At 60.0% G+C, this 18613-nt stretch carries 13 protein-coding genes and 2 rRNA genes; 10 read left to right on the top strand and 5 right to left on the bottom strand.

Translation table 11 applies throughout. The annotated features are described in order from the left end of the window. From H7698_RS11800 to H7698_RS11765, 8 genes are all read left to right on the top strand, one after another. A 23S ribosomal RNA gene (locus tag H7698_RS11800) occupies positions 1-100 on the top strand; the annotation flags it as partial. Between the two features lie 170 nt (positions 101-270). Further along, positions 271-386: ribosomal RNA gene (gene rrf, locus H7698_RS11795) — 5S ribosomal RNA — on the top strand. A 157-nt stretch (positions 387-543) separates the two neighbouring features. Next, complete coding sequence (recC, locus tag H7698_RS11790) at positions 544-3996, top strand: exodeoxyribonuclease V subunit gamma (protein ID WP_194691474.1); 3453 nt, start codon at positions 544-546, stop codon at positions 3994-3996. Beyond that, positions 3993-7682: an exodeoxyribonuclease V subunit beta gene (gene recB, locus H7698_RS11785; protein ID WP_194691473.1), complete on the top strand. Its 3690-nt coding sequence runs from the start codon at positions 3993-3995 to the stop codon at positions 7680-7682. Before recC ends, recB begins: the two co-directional genes overlap by 4 nt. After that, positions 7679-9793: an exodeoxyribonuclease V subunit alpha gene (recD, locus tag H7698_RS11780; protein ID WP_194691472.1), complete on the top strand. Its 2115-nt coding sequence runs from the start codon at positions 7679-7681 to the stop codon at positions 9791-9793. Before recB ends, recD begins: the two co-directional genes overlap by 4 nt. Positions 9794-9894: 101 nt before the next feature. Beyond that, the gene (locus H7698_RS11775) at positions 9895-10470 is read left to right on the top strand and encodes a YfiR family protein (protein WP_194691471.1); all 576 of its coding nucleotides are present in this window, start codon (positions 9895-9897) and stop codon (positions 10468-10470) included. Then, positions 10467-11735 (top strand): diguanylate cyclase domain-containing protein, encoded by a 1269-nt coding sequence (locus H7698_RS11770; protein ID WP_162437848.1) that lies wholly within the window; start codon positions 10467-10469, stop codon positions 11733-11735. Before H7698_RS11775 ends, H7698_RS11770 begins: the two co-directional genes overlap by 4 nt. Positions 11736-11740: 5 nt before the next feature. Next, positions 11741-12244 carry an OmpA family protein gene (locus tag H7698_RS11765; RefSeq protein ID WP_194691470.1) on the top strand — a complete coding sequence of 168 codons (504 nt, stop codon included), beginning with the start codon at positions 11741-11743 and terminating at the stop codon, positions 12242-12244. Here H7698_RS11765 and H7698_RS11760 read toward each other — a convergent pair. Next, positions 12241-13188, bottom strand: coding sequence for a LysR family transcriptional regulator (locus H7698_RS11760; protein ID WP_194691469.1), 948 nt, complete (start codon positions 13186-13188; stop codon positions 12241-12243). The genes H7698_RS11765 and H7698_RS11760 overlap by 4 nt on opposite strands. A gap of 149 nt (positions 13189-13337) precedes the next feature. On the opposite strand from H7698_RS11760, the gene H7698_RS11755 reads away from it, so the two are divergent. Together H7698_RS11755 and mmsB are read left to right on the top strand one after the other, a co-directional pair. Then, positions 13338-14864 (top strand): CoA-acylating methylmalonate-semialdehyde dehydrogenase, encoded by a 1527-nt coding sequence (locus H7698_RS11755; RefSeq protein ID WP_194691468.1) that lies wholly within the window; start codon positions 13338-13340, stop codon positions 14862-14864. A gap of 10 nt (positions 14865-14874) precedes the next feature. Next, the gene (gene mmsB, locus H7698_RS11750; protein WP_194691467.1) at positions 14875-15762 is read left to right on the top strand and encodes a 3-hydroxyisobutyrate dehydrogenase; all 888 of its coding nucleotides are present in this window, start codon (positions 14875-14877) and stop codon (positions 15760-15762) included. 289 nt (positions 15763-16051) lie between these two features. Here mmsB and H7698_RS11745 read toward each other — a convergent pair whose 3' ends face one another. The 4 genes from H7698_RS11745 to H7698_RS11730 form a co-directional block, all read right to left on the bottom strand. After that, positions 16052-16396, bottom strand: a complete 345-nt coding sequence (locus H7698_RS11745; RefSeq protein ID WP_028624747.1) for a cupin domain-containing protein — start codon at positions 16394-16396, stop codon at positions 16052-16054. Positions 16397-16503: 107 nt separating this feature from the next. Then, entirely contained in the window at positions 16504-16875 is a 372-nt protein-coding gene (locus H7698_RS11740; RefSeq protein WP_162437853.1) for a MerR family transcriptional regulator, read from the bottom strand. A 41-nt stretch (positions 16876-16916) separates the two neighbouring features. Continuing rightward, entirely contained in the window at positions 16917-17492 is a 576-nt protein-coding gene (locus tag H7698_RS11735) for an NAD(P)H-dependent oxidoreductase (protein ID WP_194691466.1), read from the bottom strand. A gap of 45 nt (positions 17493-17537) precedes the next feature. After that, entirely contained in the window at positions 17538-18422 is an 885-nt protein-coding gene (locus H7698_RS11730) for a LysR substrate-binding domain-containing protein (protein WP_194691465.1), read from the bottom strand. Positions 18423-18613 lie beyond the last annotated feature (191 nt).

Raw genomic sequence — 18613 nt, 5'->3', positions numbered from 1 at the left:
CCTGAAGGGCCGTCGAAGACTACGACGTTGATAGGTTGGGTGTGTAAGCGCTGTGAGGCGTTGAGCTAACCAATACTAATTGCCCGTGAGGCTTGACCATATAACACCCAAGCAATTTGCTTGCTTCGAAGCTGAAAAGCGAAAGAGCACCAGATTGCGGTGTGTGAAGACGAAACGAACCGAAAGTTCGATGTTCACAAACACCGAAAGCTGTCACATACCCAATTTGCTGAAGCGCGGCCACTTGGCCACGACTCGGTACCCGAATTTCTTGACGACCATAGAGCGTTGGAACCACCTGATCCCATCCCGAACTCAGTAGTGAAACGATGCATCGCCGATGGTAGTGTGGGGTTTCCCCATGTGAGAGTAGGTCATCGTCAAGATTAAATTCCGAAACCCCTGTTTGCTAACGCGAACAGGGGTTTTGTTTTGTCCGCAGGAAAGTGGCCGCAGCATCACCTTATAGCCTTCAAGCTGTCACCGCCTGCCGACAATGCTAAGGTCTGCCCCTAGCATTTGTATTTTTCCAAGGAAGCCTTTATGCCGGACGCGACGTCCCTCAATGCTGGTTTTATGGTGGTTCATGGGAACCGCCTCGACGAGTTGCGCAGCTTGGTTGTGAGCTGGATGCGACGTTACCCGTTGGCTCCCTTGGAAAACGAAATAGCCCTGGTACAAAGCAACGGCATCGCCCAATGGCTGAAGCTGGCGTTGGCTGAAGACCCTGAAGAAGATGATATGGGTGGCTGCGGAATCGCCGCTGCGATTGACGTGCAGCTCCCCGGCAGCTTTATGTGGCAGCTCTATCGCATGGTTCTTGGGCGCGATGAAATTCCCGCCAAGTCCTTGCTTGATAAAGCCCCACTGACCTGGCGGTTGATGCGCCTGCTTCCACAGGTGATCAACCAGCCACATTTTGAGCCCCTTCAACGCTTCCTGACCCATGACACCGACTTGCGCAAACGCTATCAACTGGCTGAGCGTCTGGCGGACCTGTTCGACCAATACCAGGTCTACCGGGCCGATTGGCTTGAAGATTGGGCAGAGGGCCGTCATCAGCTGCGAAATGTCAGAGGCGAAGCAACGCCGCTGGCCCCTGCCAACTGTTGGCAAGCGGAGTTGTGGCGTGCACTGTTGCTCGATGTGGGTGAGCAAGGCATGGCGCAGAGCCGGGCAGGCGTCCACCAACGGTTCATTGAGCGCATCAACAGCCTCGAAGCAGCGCCCCCCGGATTGCCTTCACGGGTGATCGTTTTCGGGATTTCCTCGCTTCCGGCCCAAGCCCTGGAAGCACTCGCCGGACTGGCCCGTTTCAGCCAGGTTCTGCTGTGTGTCCATAACCCATGTCGTCACCATTGGGCTGACATCGTCGCCGATAAAGACCTCTTGCGGCACCAATACAAGCGTCAGGCTCGTAAGAGTGGCATGCCGGTTGTGCTTGATCCGCAGACACTCCATCAACACGCTCATCCGCTGCTGGCTGCATGGGGCAAGCAGGGGCGTGACTATATCAACCTCCTCGACAGCTACGACGATCCCAGCAGTTATCGATCTGCTTTCCGAGAGGGCCGGATTGACCTGTTCAGTGACATTCACCCCCTGAACATGCTCAATCAGTTGCAGGACGATATTCTCGAATTACGCCCTCTGAACGAAACACGCGAGCGTTGGCCAGCTGTCGATCTTGATGATGACAAGTCGATCCGTTTTCACATTGCTCATAGCGCCCAGCGTGAAGTGGAAATCCTCCACGATCAATTGCTCGCACGCTTCAGTGCTGATCCCGATTTGAGACCGCGGGACGTCATCGTGATGGTGCCGGACATCGACAGCTACGCGCCGCATATTCGCGCCGTGTTTGCTCAACTTGAACATAAAGACCAGCGCTTCATCCCGTTCACGCTCGCAGACCAGGGGCAACGCGGCCGTGATCCGCTGCTGATCGCTGTCGAGCATCTGCTCAAACTCCCCGACAGCCGTTTCCCCGTCAGCGAAATTCTTGATCTGCTCGACGTTCCCGCGCTGCGTGCGCGATTCGGCGTTGAAGAGCGCGACTTGCCGACCCTGCATCGCTGGATCGAAGGCGCCGGAATCCGCTGGGGCATGAATGCCGAACAGAGAGCAGGCCTCGGTCTGCCCACGGAACTGGAGCAGAACAGCTGGCGTTTCGGCCTGCGACGGATGTTGCTCGGTTATGCCGTGGGAAGCGCCAGTGCCTATGAAACCATCGAGCCCTATGACGAAATCGGCGGTCTGGACGCCGCGCTCATTGGCCCGCTGGTCGCACTGCTGGATGCGCTTGAAATCGCTCATCATGAACTCACCCAACCCGTCGCACCTCAGCAATGGGCTGTTCGTTTGCAAGCGCTGCTGCAACTGTTTTTCCAGGCCAGCAACGAGCATGACGACTACCTGCTGGGCCAGCTTGAAGAGTTGCGTGAAACCTGGCTGGAGACGTGTGAGTCCGTCGGCCTGCATGACGAGTTGCCGCTGACCGTCGTTCGTGAAGCCTGGCTGGCCGGTCTTGATCAAGGCCGTTTGTCCCAGCGATTTTTGGCGGGCGCGGTCAACTTCTGCACGCTGATGCCCATGCGTGCGATCCCGTTCAAACTGGTCTGTCTGCTTGGAATGAATGACGGGGATTACCCGCGCGCCCAACCGCCCCTGGACTTCGACCTCATGGGCAGTGATTACCGCCCTGGCGATCGGTCCCGGCGCGAAGATGATCGCTATCTTCTTCTAGAGGCGCTGCTGTCGGCGCGTGATCAGCTCTATATCAGCTGGGTCGGCCGCAGCATTCGAGACAACAGCGAACGTCCGGCTTCGGTGCTGATTGGCCAACTCCGTGATCATCTTGCCAGTGGGTGGCGACTGAAAGATGACCGGGAAAACCTGCTCGAAGCCTTGACTCAGGAACACCCACTGCAACCCTTCAGCGCCCGTTACTTCCTGGAAGGCGATGAGCTATACAGCTACGCCAACGAATGGCAGGCGCTCCATCAAGCCCGTGAACAAGTCTCCGATGTCGAAGTGCTCGAAGCCTACACATTGGACGAACCGCTTAGCCTTGGCCAGCTGCAGGATTTCCTGCGAAACCCCGTGCGACATTTCTTCAGCCAGCGCCTGAAGGTCTTCTTCGAAGCCGCCGAAGTGCCCTTGGCGGATGAAGAGCCGTTCGTGCTCGACGCTTTGCAGCGCTACAGCCTGAGCAGCAGTTTGCTCGATGCCGCGCTCAGCCAGCCCGATCAGTCTGATCAGACACTGGTGTCGCACGCTATTCGCCTGCAAAACAGTGGGCTGCTGCCGATGGCGGGCTTTGGTGAATACTTGCAACGAGAGCTGATCGAACCCCTGCCGGATCTGCTGCTGCGCTATCAGCAACTTCTGACGTTGTGGCCAACCCCGCTCACCAGTGCGCTGCCGGTCAATCTGGAGTTGCAAGGTATGCGACTGGAAGGTTGGCTCAGCGGTCTTCATCAGCGCGCAGACGGTGGGCTGCTTTCAGTCACCACAATTCCCAACAGCATCGGCGCGATCAAGTCGCGCAAATGGCATCGCCTCATACGGCCTTGGGTAAATCATCTGGTCGCTTGCGCCAGTGGCCTGCCGATGACCACCGCTCTGGTGGCCAGTGATGACAGCCTGCTGCTCGCCCCTCTGGAGGAGACGCAAGCAGTGCGATTGCTCGAAGACCTGCTGCTCGCCTGGAAAAACGGTATGCGCCAACCTCTGCCGATTGCCGTGAAAACAGCCTTCGCCTGGCTCGGGCAAACCGATCCCGTCAAAGCGGATGCTGGCGCTCGCAAAGCCTATGAAGGTGATGGCCTGACGACTGATGGCGAACGTCGTGAGAGCCCGGCGTTGGCTCGTCAGTTTGCCGACTACGACGCCCTGATCGGCGACGAATCATTCCCCGGATGGTGCGAAGCGTTATACCGGCCACTGCTGCAAGCTCCATGGCGATCATTGACCAGCGAGGAGGCTCGTTCATGAGCACAAAACCACCCCTCGCCCTGGCGTTCCCGTTGCGCGGCAGTCAACTGATCGAGGCCAGCGCCGGGACCGGAAAGACCTTCACTATTTCTGCCCTTTATCTGCGCCTGGTCCTTGGTCACGGTGGCGGAGCCAGCGGTTTCGGCCGCGAGTTGCTGCCGCCGCAAATACTCGTGGTGACCTTCACCGACGCGGCCACCAAGGAGCTGCGCGAACGTATACGTACGCGTCTGGCGGAAGCGGCAAGGTTTTTCCGTGACGAAATAACCGCTCCCGATACGCTCATTGCCGAGCTTCGCGATGAGTACCCGGAACAGCAGTGGGCTGGTTGTGCAAATCGTCTGGACATCGCCGCACAATGGATGGACGAAGCGGCCGTCTCGACCATCCACAGTTGGTGCCAGCGGATGTTGCGCGAGCATGCCTTCGACAGTGGCAGCCTGTTTACCCAGACCCTGGAAACGGATCACAGCGATTTGCTCGGCGAAGTCCTGCGCGATTACTGGCGGCTGTTTTGCTATCCGATGCAGGGCGATGCATTGAGTTGGGTGCGCGGCAATTGGGGAGGCCCGGCCGCACTTCTGCCTCGATTAAGAGGTTTGTTCGCCAGCGAGCGTGAAAGCGCTGAAGGCAAGGAGCCTGCCGAGCTGATCATCGAGTGTTTGCAGGAACGTCGCGCTGCGCTGCTCGAGCTCAAGATGCCATGGCAACAATGGGCGGACGAGTTGCTCGCGATCTGTCACCAAGGCGTTGCAAGCAAGAGCGTCGATGGGCGCAAGATGCAGGCTCGTTACTTCGAGCCCTGGTTTGAAAAAATCAAAACGTGGGCCGAGGACGAACTGGCTGAACAGCTGGACATTGGCACCGGCTTCACGCGGCTGACGCCCGACGGCATGGCCGAAGCGTGGAAGGGCGAAGCCCCCCGTCATCCGGGGCTGGACGCCATGCCTGGCTTGAAGGCCAGCCTCGATGGATTGCCGACACCTGACGCAGCTGTGCTGCAACACGCCGCCCATTGGGTCGGTGCACGGTTCGAGGAAGAAAAGCGTCGCCGGGCAGAAATGGGTTTCGACGACATGCTGCTGCGTCTGGATGCAGCCTTGCAAGCTGAAGGCGGCGAGCGTCTTGCCACGTTGATCCGCGAACAGTTTCCAGTGGCCTTGATCGACGAGTTTCAAGATACCGATCCGGTGCAGTATCGAATATTCGAAACCATTTATCGCATCGAAGACAACAACCCTGAGTGCGGCCTGTTCCTGATCGGTGACCCGAAGCAGGCGATTTATGCTTTCCGCGGCGCCGACATCCACACCTATCTGCGCGCCCGCCAGGCCACGACTGGCCGGCTGCATACCCTGGGTACCAACTTCCGCTCCAGCCATGGCATGGTCGGCGCGGTGAATCACGTGTTCGAGCGTGCGGAGTCGCGCGTGACCGGGCGCGGCGCGTTCCTGTTCCGTGAAAAAGATGGCACGAATCCGGTGCCCTTCCTGCCGGTGGAATCCCAGGGACGTAAAGAGACCCTGTTCGTCGATGGCGAAGGCGTTCCCGCTTTGAACATTTGGCACCTTCCTGCCGAACAACCACTGTCCGGTGCGGTTTACCGGCAGCATCTGGCCTCGGCATGCGCGAGTCAGATCACCGCGTTGCTCAACGGCGGGCAACAAGGACAGGCGGGATTTGTCCAGGAAGGTAAAGACTTCAGAGGTCTGCTGCCCGCCGACATCGCAATCCTGGTGCGCGACGGCAAAGAAGCCCAGGCCGTGCGCGCTGAACTCTCGGTGCGTGGCGTGCGCAGCGTTTACCTGTCAGACAAGGACTCGGTGTTCGCCGCCCAGGAAGCGCACGACGTGTTGGGCTGGCTGAAGGCCTGTGCCGAACCGGATGTCGAGCGCCCACTGCGTGCCGCACTGGCCGGCATCACCCTGAACTTGTCCCTGGCAGAACTCGAGCGATTGAATCAGGACGAGTTGGCCTGGGAAGCGCGGGTCATGCAGTTCCGCGGTTATCGCGAGCTGTGGCGCAAGCAAGGCGTGCTGCCGATGCTGCGTCGATTGCTGCACGACTTCAAATTGCCTCAGGCATTGATCGCCCGCAGCGACGGCGAGCGGGTGTTGACCAATCTGCTGCACCTGTCGGAATTGTTGCAACAAGCCGCCGCCGAGCTCGATGGCGAGCAGGCGCTGATCCGTCATTTATCCGAGCATCTGGCATTGTCCGGCCAAGCGGGAGAGGAACAGATCCTGCGCCTGGAGAGCGATGAACAGTTGGTCAAGGTCGTGACCATCCACAAGTCCAAGGGCCTTGAATATCCCCTGGTGTTCCTCCCGTTCATTTGCTCGGCCAAACCGGTGGACGGCAGTCGTCTGCCGTTGCACTACCACGACGCCAACGGCAAGGCACAGGTGACGTTGAAGCCAACCGCCGAATTGATTGCGCTGGCGGATGATGAGCGTCTGGCCGAAGACTTGCGGTTGCTCTACGTGGCGCTCACCAGGGCGCAACATGCCTGCTGGCTTGGCGTGACCGATCTCAAGCGCGGCAATAACAACAGCTCGGTGCTGCACTTGTCGGCACTGGGCTATCTGCTGGGTGGCGGTAATGTACTGGCCGAATCCGCCGGCTTGAAACGCTGGCTGGAAGACCTTCAGCAAGATTGCCCGGCACTCCGCTATGCAGAGATGCCCGAGGCCACTGCCAAGCATTATCATCCGCCGCGCAACGATGCACGCTTGCTCGCTCCGCTGATTCCCAAGCGTAAGGCCAGTGAAAACTGGTGGATTGCCTCTTACAGTGCTTTGCGCATTGGCGACAGCCTGAGCATCGGTAGCGACGAAGCGCCCGAAAACCCGCAAGCGCAAAAACTCTTCGACGACGAACGCCTGGATCCAAACGCACCACGAGAAGTGGCGGCCGGTGGCGCGGACATCCATCGATTCCCCCGTGGTCCAGGCCCCGGCACCTTTCTCCATGGTTTGCTGGAGTGGGCCGGTGATGAAGGTTTTTCTGTCAGCCCGCAAGCGGTCGAGGATGCGATCGGGCGTCGCTGCAATCGACGAGGCTGGGAAGGCTGGATCATCACGCTGAGCGACTGGCTGCAACACCTGCTCAAATCGCCGCTGCACCTTGGCGCCGGGCAAGCCCCGGTGGTGTTCGAGCAGTTGACGCAGTATCGCGTCGAGATGGAATTCTGGTTCGCCAGCCATAAAGTCGACGTGCTTAAACTCGATGAACTGGTGCGCCAATACACCCACAACGGTGTGGCGCGGGTGGCGGCTGAACCGGTGATGCTTAACGGGATGTTCAAGGGCTTCATCGACCTGACGTTCGAACACGAGGGTCGCTATTACGTCGCCGATTACAAGTCCAACTGGCTCGGTGTCGATGACACGGCCTACACCGATCAGGCCATGGAGCAATCGATTCTCGACAACCGATATGACCTGCAATACGTGCTGTATCTGCTGGCCCTGCATCGCCAACTCAAGGCGCGGCTTGCCGATTACGATTACGACCGGCATGTCGGTGGTGCGTTGTACCTGTTCCTGCGCGGCACGCGTGCGTCCAGCCAAGGTGTATTTTTCGCACGACCGCCCCGTGAGCTGATTGAACGACTGGATCGTCTGTTCCAGGGCAAACCAGAGCCCAAGGCCGAGCCCGCTTGGGAACAGGGAGTATTGCTATGAGCCGCACCTTCGCCGATCTGCTGCCCACCTCACTGGCAGCAGACAGTCTCGCGGAACTTGATCCGCTCCGTCGGGCCGATGACTTGCTCCTGTTGCTCACGCGCTGGGTCGAACGCGGCTGGTTGCGCGCACTCGACAAAGCGTTTGTGGCCTTTCTGCATGAACTGGCGCCCGATGACGATCCCTTGGTGCTACTGGCTGCCGCGTTGACCAGCCACCAGTTGGGCCATGGTCATGTGTGCCTTGATTTGTTCGAAACCTTGAAAGAGCCGGATTTTGCCCTGTCGCTGCCGCCGGAAGGTGATCTGCAAGGCGGTGCGATGGTCTTGCCCTCGCAGTTGCTCGAGGCGCTGGACGGTGCGCATTGGTGCAAGGTGCTGGCTGCCAGTCAGCTGGTCGCACTGGCGGCCGATGGTAGTAAAACGGCGCAGCAAAGACCTCTGGTGCTGTCGGGCAAACGCTTGTACCTGCGCCGTTACTGGGCTTATGAAAGACGCATCGACCAGTCGTTGCGCCAGCGTCTGGCCGAGCACGAAACAACGCCGAGTGATTTGTCCGAGCGTCTCACGGGGCTGTTCGGTCCCGCCAAACCGGATGACGTCATTGACTGGCAGAAGCTCGCCTGTGCGCTGGCCACTCGCAGCGCGTTCAGCATCGTCACCGGCGGTCCCGGAACCGGCAAGACCACCACGGTCGTGCGGTTGTTGGCATTGTTGCAGGCGCCCGCGGTCGAGGCGGGAAAACCGCTGCGCATCCGTCTCGCCGCACCCACGGGCAAAGCCGCTGCACGGTTGACCGAGTCCATCAGCCAGCAAGTTCGAACACTCAAAGTCAGCGAAGCCGTCAGGGAGAAAATCCCCTCGGACGTCACCACCGTGCACCGACTGCTCGGTAGCCGTCCCGGTACCCGGCACTTCCGTCACCACGCTGGCAACCGCTTGCCTTTGGATGTGCTGGTGGTGGATGAAGCGTCGATGATCGACCTGGAAATGATGGCCAATCTGCTCGATGCCATGCCAGCCCATGCACGCCTGGTGCTGCTCGGCGACAAGGATCAGCTGGCGTCGGTAGAGGCCGGCGCCGTGCTCGGCGATTTGTGCCGCGATGCAGAGGCCGGCTGGTACAGCCCACAGACTCGCCAGTGGCTGGAAGCGGTCAGTGGTGAAAGCCTGGCGGGCAGCGGCTTGCACGAAGACGCCCACGGTACTCACCCACTGGCCCAGCAGGTGGTGATGCTGCGCCACTCCCGACGGTTCGGCGAGGGCAGCGGCATCGGTCAATTGGCGCGCTGGGTCAATCAGCAACAGCCTGAAGAGGCGCGCAAGCTGTTGACTGCGCGTAGCCATGACGACGTGTTCTCGCTGTCGCTCAAGGGCGAGCAGGACCGTGCACTGGAACGCCTGCTACTCGAAGGTCATGGCGATGGTCCATTAGGTTATCGGCATTACCTGAGTCTTCTGCGCACCCAGCGCCCGGCACTTGGCCGGCCACTTGATGATCCGTGCTGGACCGAATGGGCTCGCCAGGTCCTGGAAGCCTTCGACGCATTTCAGTTGCTGTGTGCTGTGCGTAAAGGTCCTTGGGGCGTGGAGGGTTTGAATCAGCGAGTGACGGCAGCGCTGCTCAAGGCTCGACTGATCGACAGTGATCACCAATGGTACGAAGGCCGCCCCGTGCTGATGACGCGCAACGACTACGGTTTAGGGTTGATGAACGGCGACATCGGCATCGCCCTCGAGCTGCCTGAGCGTGACGGACCCGAGGCGGGAGCACCGGTGCTGCGCGTGGCGTTCCCGCGAAATGACGGTCAGGGCGGTGTGCGATTCGTCCTGCCGAGCCGGCTCAATGATGTCGAAACCGTGTACGCCATGACCGTGCACAAATCCCAGGGCTCGGAGTTTGCTCACACCGCGTTGATCTTGCCGGACGCCCTCAATCCCGTGCTCACCAAAGAGCTCATCTACACCGGTATCACCCGAGCCAAAAACTGGTTCACGTTGATCGAGCCTCGTACGGGCGTGTTCGAAGAAGCGGTTCGGCGCAAGGTCAAGCGCTTGAGCGGTTTGATGCTGGAGCTGGAAGAGGGGCCAACCCAAACGATTGACCCGTAACGGAATCTGTCCGATGTGGCGCAGCGCTTGGCCTCGCTGGCAACAGGGCACTGTGCTATCGTTGCGGCATCATTTCGCTACATCACGAGAATCCCCGCATCATGAAGCTGGCTGTCTGGACGACAGGACGCGTCGCTGTCTGCAAGCATCTGTTGCTCGCCGGGGTTCTCTGTTTCTTGACCAATCTCGCTTTCGCACAGCCGCAAGCACCGGTAAGCATGGCAGACCAACGGGCCAGCGCCGTTACTCAAGTCGTGCTGGGCATCCTCAGCTATGCCCGCTGGCCGGTTGAACCTGCGCAACTGCGCCTGTGCATCGTAGGCCCCACCGAGTACACCGACGACCTGGTCAAGGGCACCACTCAAGCCACTGGCCGTCCCGTTGTCGTGCGCCGGTTACTGGCCGCCAACCCTTCAATCGCCACTGAATGCGATGCCGTCTACATCGGCAAATTGACCAGCGACGAACGCAGTCGACTGTTTGCTTCGCTGGCCGGGCTTGCGGTGTTGAGCATCAGCGAAGCCGACGATCCATGCACCGTTGGCAGTCTGTTCTGTCTGCGGGTCAGCGATGATCAGGTGTCTTTCGAGGTCAACCTCGACTCCGTCGCCCGAAGCGGTGTACGCATTCACCCGAGCGTGCTGCAACTGTCGCGCCGCAAATCGGCGGCGCCATGAGCCTGTTTAAAGCTGACACCCGTCCCACGTTGCGCTCGGTCATTGGCCGCGGTCATTTGGTTGTCGCGCTGGTGGCCCTGGCCATGGCCAGCGTCTCCCTGACCCTGCTCGGTGTATTGGCCTTGCGGGTCTATGCCGACCACAACCTGCACCTGATCGCACGCTCCATCAATTACACCGTGGAGGCGGCCGTGGTGTTCAACGACAAGGCCGCAGCCACCGAAGCCCTGGCGTTGATAGCCTCCACCGAAGAAGTCGCCGATGCTCAGGTGCTGGACAGTCACGGTCGGCTGCTGGCGCGTTGGCAGCGACCTGAAACAGGTCTGTTTTCCGAGCTGGAAGTCCAGATTGCCAAGACCTTCCTGGAAAAACCGATCAGCATGCCGATCGTCCATCAAGGCCGGGAGGTCGGCAGCATCGAGCTCACCGGCCATGGCGGCAGCTTGTTGCGGTTCCTGCTCAGTGGCCTGATGGGCATCATGTTGTGCACCGCTGTCAGTGCGTGGGTGGCGCTCTATCTTGCCCGTCGGCAACTGCGCGGGATCACCGGTCCATTACGCAGCCTGGCGTCTGTGGCGCACGCGGCTCGCAGCGAACGCGCCTTCGACCAGCGCGTCCCCCCGGCCGACATTGCCGAACTCGACGACCTGGGCAACGACTTCAATGCCTTGCTCGATGAACTCGAATCCTGGCAAACCCATTTGCAAAGCGAGAACGAAACCCTCGCCCACCAGGCCAGTCATGACAGCCTCACCGGATTACCCAACCGGGCCTTTTTCGAAGGTCGCTTGATGCGCGCACTGCGCAACGCCAGCAAGCTCAACGAGCGCGTCGCCGTACTGTTCCTCGACAGTGACCGGTTCAAGGAAATCAACGACAACTTCGGCCACGCCGCGGGCGATGCGGTGCTGGTGGCCGTCGCCAACCGGGTGCGTGCACAGCTTCGCGAAGACGATCTGGTCGCGCGCCTGGGCGGTGACGAGTTTGCCGTCCTGCTGACGCCGTTGCACAAAACCGCAGACGCCGAACGAATCGCCGACAATATCCTCGCCAGCATGGAAGAGCCGATCCTGATTCCGGGCGATGCCCACGTATTTACGTCCCTCAGTATTGGCGTCGCCGTTTTCCCCGATCATGGCGTCTCGCCGGGTGCGCTACTGCATGCCGCCGACGCCGCCATGTATCAAGCCAAGCGCCTTTCCCGAGGCGCGCAACACACCGCAGAGTCGGAGCACTCTGCCGTCGCAGTTCAAACCAGGAGCTAACCCCCGTGTTCTCAATGACCCAACGATCCCTTCATTTTTTCACCGTTACGCTGTTCATGGCGGTATTGGCGTTGACCGGTTGCCAGACGGCACCCCAGAAAGGCCTGACACCTGCGCAGATTGCGGTACTGAAACAACAAGGGTTCGAATTGACCGACGAGGGTTGGGCCTTTGGTCTGTCCGGCAAAGTGCTGTTTGGCAGTGACGACGACAGTTTGAATAGCGCCAGCACCGACATCGTTGAGCGCATCGGCAAGGCGCTTCTAGGCGTCGGAATCAATCGGGTTCGGGTTGACGGCCACACCGACGCGTCGGGCAAAGAGGCCTATAACGAACAGCTTTCCGTGCGTCGCGCCACAAGCGTCTCCAAGGTCCTGAGCACCGTCGGCATGAAGGAAGAAAACATTCAATTACGCGGCCTGGGCAGCAGCGTCCCGGTCACCACCAACACCACCACCGCTGGCCGAACCGAGAACCGCCGCGTAGCAATCGTCGTGTCCGCCGACTAATCGGCGAACAGCGTTTCCCGACTCTCACCCATCAACAAGCCCTGATTCTGCTCAGTCACCGCGCGTATGTAATCCCACAACAGGGTGATCCGCTTGAGCTTCCTCAAATCCTCCCGGCAGTACATCCAGAACTGCCGGGTGATGTTGATTTCTTCCGGCAACACCGGCAGTAACCGTGGATCCTGGGCTGCGAGGAAGCACGGCAGAATTGCCAGCGACCGTCCTTGCTGCGCTGCCACGAACTGCGCGATCACGCTGGTGCTGCGCAGGTTGGCGCTGGCGCCGGGCAGTGCGTTCGCCAGATACAACAGCTCTGAACTGAACGCCAGATCATCCACATAACTGATGAAGGCATGCTTGCCCAGGTCTGCCGGGCGGCGTATCGGTGGGTGTTTGTCGAGATAGTCCTGGGTCGCGTAAAGCTGCAATCGATAGTCGCAGAGTTTGCAGCACACATAAGGACCGTGCTCCGGTCGCTCCAGGGCGATGACGATGTCTGCTTCGCGCTTGGACAAGCTGATGAAGTGCGGCAGCGGCAGGATGTCCACCGAGATCGCCGGGTAGGCATCGACGAAGTGGCTGAGCTGCGGGGTAATGAAAAAGCTGCCGAACCCTTCGGTGCAACCCATGCGCACGTGACCCGACAACGCCACGCCCGACCCCGACACCTGCTCGCACGCCATGTGCAGGGTGCTTTCAATCGATTCGGCGTAACCCAGCAGGCGTTGGCCTTCTGCGGTCAGGACGAAACCGCTGGTCCGGGACTTTTCGAACAGCAACGTGCCCAATGCCGATTCCAGCGAACTGATGCGCCGCGAGACGGTGGTGTAGTCCACCGCCAGACGCTTGGCAGCGGTGCTGGCCTTGCGGGTGCGGGCGACTTCGAGGAAAAACTTGAGGTCATCCCAGTTCAACGAACCTAGAGACGTGATGTTTTTTTGCATGATGGACCGGCTTTTATGTGCGTTCTTATTAGAAGTTTGCACATCTATACTCCAAAAACCGTCCGATCACCAATTCGCGACACACGCCTCATCTCAAGGCGACTTTCTCGCCTTGGCTCCCTGATAACAACAAGTCCAGGAGACCCAACATGAACGCATCGCTCACGCCTAACGAAACCACCGTGCAAAAGGTCAAACTGTTGATCAACGGCGAGTGGGTCGAATCCCAGACCACCGAATGGCACGACATCGTCAACCCGGCGACCCAGCAAGTGCTGGCCAGGGTTCCGTTTGCCACCGCCTCCGAAGTCGACGCCGCCATTGCTGCCGCCCATAGCGCCTTCCAGACCTGGAAGCTGACGCCGATCGGCGCACGCATGCGCATCATGCTCAAGCTCCAGGCCTTGATCCGCGAACACTCCAAGCGCATCGCCGTGGTGCTGAGCAGCGAACAGGGCAAAACCATCGCCGACGCTGAAGGCGATATCTTCCGCGGCCTGGAAGTGGTCGAACATGCCTGCTCCATTGGCACCCTGCAAATGGGCGAGTTCGCCGAAAACGTTGCCAGCGGCGTCGATACCTACACCTTGCGCCAGCCCATCGGCGTGTGCGCCGGCATCACCCCGTTCAATTTCCCGGCGATGATTCCGCTGTGGATGTTCCCGATGGCCATCGCCTGCGGCAACACTTTTGTCCTGAAACCTTCCGAGCAAGATCCATTGTCGACCATGCTCCTGGTTGAGCTGGCACTCGAGGCGGGTGTGCCGGCGGGCGTCCTCAACGTCGTGCATGGCGGCAAGGACGTGGTGGACGCGCTGTGCACCCATCAGGACATCAAGGCTGTCTCCTTCGTCGGCTCGACGGCGGTGGGCACTCACGTTTACGACCTTGCCGGCAAACACGGCAAGCGCGTGCAATCGATGATGGGCGCGAAGAACCACGCGGTGGTACTGCCGGACGCCAATCGCGAGCAGACCCTCAACGCCCTGGTCGGTGCCGGTTTCGGCGCGGCCGGTCAGCGTTGCATGGCGACCTCTGTGGTGGTGTTGGTGGGCGCGGCCAAGCAATGGCTGCCGGATCTGAAAGCACTGGCTCAGAAACTCACGGTGAATGCCGGCAGCGAGCCAGGCACTGATGTGGGGCCCGTGATTTCCAAGCGTGCCAAGGCGCGCATTCTTGATCTGATTGAAAGCGGCATCAAGGAAGGCGCCACGCTGGAACTGGACGGTCGTGACATCAGCGTCAAGGGATACGAGCAAGGCAACTTTGTCGGCCCGACCCTGTTCTCCGGTGTGACCACCGACATGCAGATCTACACCCAGGAAATCTTCGGCCCGGTGCTGGTGGTGCTGGAAGTCGACACCCTCGACCAGGCCATTGCGATGGTCAACGCCAACCCGTTCGGCAACGGCACGGGCCTGTTCACCCAAAGCGGTGCGGCGGCGCGTAAATTCCAGAACGAAATCGACGTTGGCCAGGTGGGTATCAACATCCCGATTCCAGTGCCGGTCCCGTTCTTCAGCTTCACCGGTTCACGCGGCTCCAAACTCGGCGACCTCGGTCCGTATGGCAAGCAAGTGGTGCAGTTCTACACTCAGACCAAGACTGTCACCAGTCGCTGGTTCGATGACAACAGCGTCAACGACGGTGTGAACACCACCATCAACTTGCGTTAAGGAGCCGGACATGAAAATTGCTTTTATCGGTCTCGGCAACATGGGCGCGCCGATGGCGCGCAACCTGATCAAGGCCGGCCATTCGCTGAACCTGGTCGACCTGAACAAAACCGTGCTGGCTGAGCTGGAGCAACTGGGCGGCAGCATCAGCGCTTCGGCCCGTGAAGCCGCGCAAGGTGCTGAACTGGTGATCACCATGCTGCCGGCTGCTGTGCATGTGCGCAGCGTGTGGCTGGGTGAAGACGGCGTGTTGGCGGGAATTGCCAAAGGTGTGCCTGCGGTGGATTGCAGCACCATCGATCCGCAGACTGCGCGTGAAGTGGCCACCGCCGCCGCCAAGCAAGGCGTGGCGATGGCCGATGCGCCGGTGTCCGGCGGAACGGGTGGTGCGGCTGCCGGTACGTTGACCTTCATGGTCGGTGCCACACCTGAGCTGTTCGCCACCTTGCAACCGGTGCTGGCGCAAATGGGCCGCAACATTGTCCATTGCGGCGAAGTCGGCACCGGTCAGATCGCCAAGATCTGCAATAACCTGCTGCTCGGCATCTCCATGGTCGGCGTCAGCGAAGCCATGGCCCTGGGTGATGCGCTGGGTATCGACACGGGCGTGCTGGCCGGCATCATCAACAGCTCCACCGGGCGTTGCTGGAGTTCGGAGATTTACAACCCGTGGCCAGGCGTGGTCGAAACTGCACCAGCCTCGCGCGGCTATACCGGCGGATTCGGAGCCGAATTGATGCTCAAGGATCTGGGACTGGCCACTGAAGCGGCACGTCAGGCGCACCAGCCGGTGGTACTCGGCGCGGTGGCCCAGCAGTTGTATCAGGCGATGAGTTTGCGCGGTGAGGGTGGCCAGGACTTCTCGGCGATCATTAATAGCTATCGCAAGCCGCAATAAGGCAGACGCTTATCGCAATGCTGTTCACTTAGAAAAGCCTAAGGTGAGCACATTACTGTGGCGAGGGGATTTAGCGAAACGTCGCACCGCCCCGTCCGGCTGCGCAGCAGTCGTAAAATCAGCGCACGCGGTGTACCTGATACACCTCCGTCGCAGTTTTGGGGCTGCTTCGCAGCCGAACGGGGCGGTGCGACGATTCGCTGAATCCCCTCGCCACAGGGTTATCTATCGACCCAGAAAAACTGTTTTTCCGGGAGACCACGTCCAGTGATCTCCCGGTTTTTTTGCATCACGCAAACACGAAATACTTGCGCACGGTCTCAACCACTTCCCACGTGCCTTTCATGCCCGGCTCGACCACGAAAATGTCACCCGCGCGCAGATGGATCGGCGCCATGCCTTCCGGGGTAATCACGCAGTAGCCTTCCTGGAAATGGCAATACTCCCACTTCACGTATTCCACATACCATTTGCCCGGCGTGCAGATCCAGGTGCCCATGATCTTGCTGCCGTCTTCGCTGGTGTAGGCGTTGAGGTTGACGGTGTGCGGATCGCCTTCGAGTTTTTCCCATTTGCAGGCGTCGAGTACCGGCAGCGGGTGAGTGTCGCGAAGAACGGTAATAGGTGCGGTCATGTGGACTCCAGGCAATGGATGCAAGAACGAAGTCGCACCCTATAGCGCCCCTCGCACGATCAGTTGTCTGTGCTCGACATCGGGGTGTCCAGAAACGCGCAGTACCCTTAAAGACTCTCCAGCGGGCAATCGGCTCTGGCCTGTTCGATGCTGTGTTCGAACGCGACCAATTGAGCATGTTGCCGCCCTAACACCTCGATCCGTTCGCTGATTTCGAGCTTTTTGCTCGCGATGGCCTGATGCGCCAATGCCCAAGGCACTTCCTGACCTTGATGGCCGCTGAAGACCGCTTGCAACTCCTTCAACTTGAAGCCCAGTTGCTGAGCGCATTTGATGAAGATCAGCAGATCGATACTTTGCTGGTCATACACGCGGTATTTCCCCTGACGCTGGGGAGCAGGCAGCAGGCCGATTGCTTCGTAGTGACGGATGCTTTTGATCGTGGTGCCGGAACGTTGCGCCGCTTGGCCGATGTACATGAAAAATCCCTTTTATCGAGTCGGCTGCATTATCGGCAGACTCAGCCGCAGGCGATAGCCTCGGCTTGCCTGAGCCACCGCTCGCGCTGCGTCGGCTTGGAACCGAGGATCGGACCGAAGGTGAGGGTTTTGGTGGGTTTGATGCCACAGAGTTCCAGGGTGGTCTTGCGCATCTGATGCAGGCCGGGCATGCGATAGAACCAGCGGTAGTACCAGGGCGGTGTGTCCATGGTCACCAGCAAGTGCGCGCTACGGCCGCGCAGAAGCTTGTCGGGAAATGCTTTGCCTTCGCGGTATTTGAACGCGAAACCTGGCAGGAACACGCGATCGAGAAAACCCTTGAGCAAAGCCGGAATCCCGCCCCACCAGATGGGATAAACCAGCGTCAGTTGTTCCGCCCACAGGATGTCCGCCTGGGCCTGGCGCAAACCGGCTTCCAGCGGTTGGACCTGTTGATAGCCTTCCCGCAGTACCGGATCGAAATCCAGTTGACCCAGAAACAACTGGCGCACTTCATGTCCGGCGCGCAACGCCGATTGGGTGTAGCGCTCAGCCAGCGCAGAGCAAAAACTGTTGCTGGAAGGATGGCCGAGAATCACCAGAATACGCTTGCCCATTGTCACCGTCCTTGAAGAGGAAAGCGCAAGGGTAAAGTCTGCCCCTCAGGGGAGAGTCAAGGCGTTCAGCAGCGCCTTCGCGTATCCGGGCAGCAGCGCAAAATCCCGGGCGCACAGCAGCAGTTTGCGCTGGGCCCAGTGTTCTTGCAGCGGGACGCTTTTGAAGGGGCGTTCACCTGTCCAGCGGGTGACGGCGGCACGAGGCACGACCGCCAACCCAACGCCGCGAGCCACCATGCGCAGCACACCGTCGAAGCCATCGGCACGGATGCGGATCTGCAGGCGTGAACCGCTGTGCAGGGCTTGTTCTTCCAGGTAAATCGCCAAGGCGCTGCCGGCATTCAGACCGACATAATCGTGCTGCAAGGTGTCGCTGAAGCTCAAGGCTTCGAGGTCGGCCAAGGGGTGGGTGAGGGGCATGACCAGTACCAGCGGATCGTCACGAAACGCGCGGGTCTGCAAGTCATGAGTGTCGACGGCGTCGGAGATGATTCCGAGCTCCGCCGCGCCCTGGCGCAAGGCGTGGGTAATGCGGGCGCTGGGCAGCTCTTGCAGGTCAATGTCGAGGTTGGGGTGGGTGCACAGAAAATCCGCGAGCAATTCCGGCAGGTACTCGGTGATTGCCGTGGTGTTGCACAACAATCGAACCTGGCCTTTCACGCCCTTGGCGTACTCCGCCAGGTCTTGCTGCAGGCGCTCGGCCTGTTGCAGCAGGAGCCGGGCGTGATGCGCCAGTGCTTTACCGGCGGCGGTCGGCGTGACACCCCGGCGACCGCGTTGCAGGAAATCAATCCCCAGTGAAGCCTCCATGGCGCGGATCCGTGCACTCGCCGCCGCCAGGGACAAATGACTGCGCGCGGCACCGGCGGTGATGTTGCCGGTGTCTAGGACGTTCAGGTAGAGGCGCAGGTCGGTGAGGTCGAAGTGCATGGTTTTTCCATGAGTTTATGTTGCCTGAGCTGTCCTCACCGCGAGCAGGCTCGCTCCTACAGTGGAATGCAATCAAATGAGGGAGCGAGCCTGCTCGCGATGGCGTCATTAGCTATACAGAAAATCCAAGCCTCAATCAAATCAAGAGGCAACCTCAGTATAAACCAGCTTTTCAACTCCCCCATCCACGC

Source organism: Pseudomonas sp. p50(2008), from assembly GCF_015351605.1.
GTDB lineage: Bacteria > Pseudomonadota > Gammaproteobacteria > Pseudomonadales > Pseudomonadaceae > Aquipseudomonas.
This window is presented reverse-complemented; position numbering and strand designations above follow the sequence as displayed.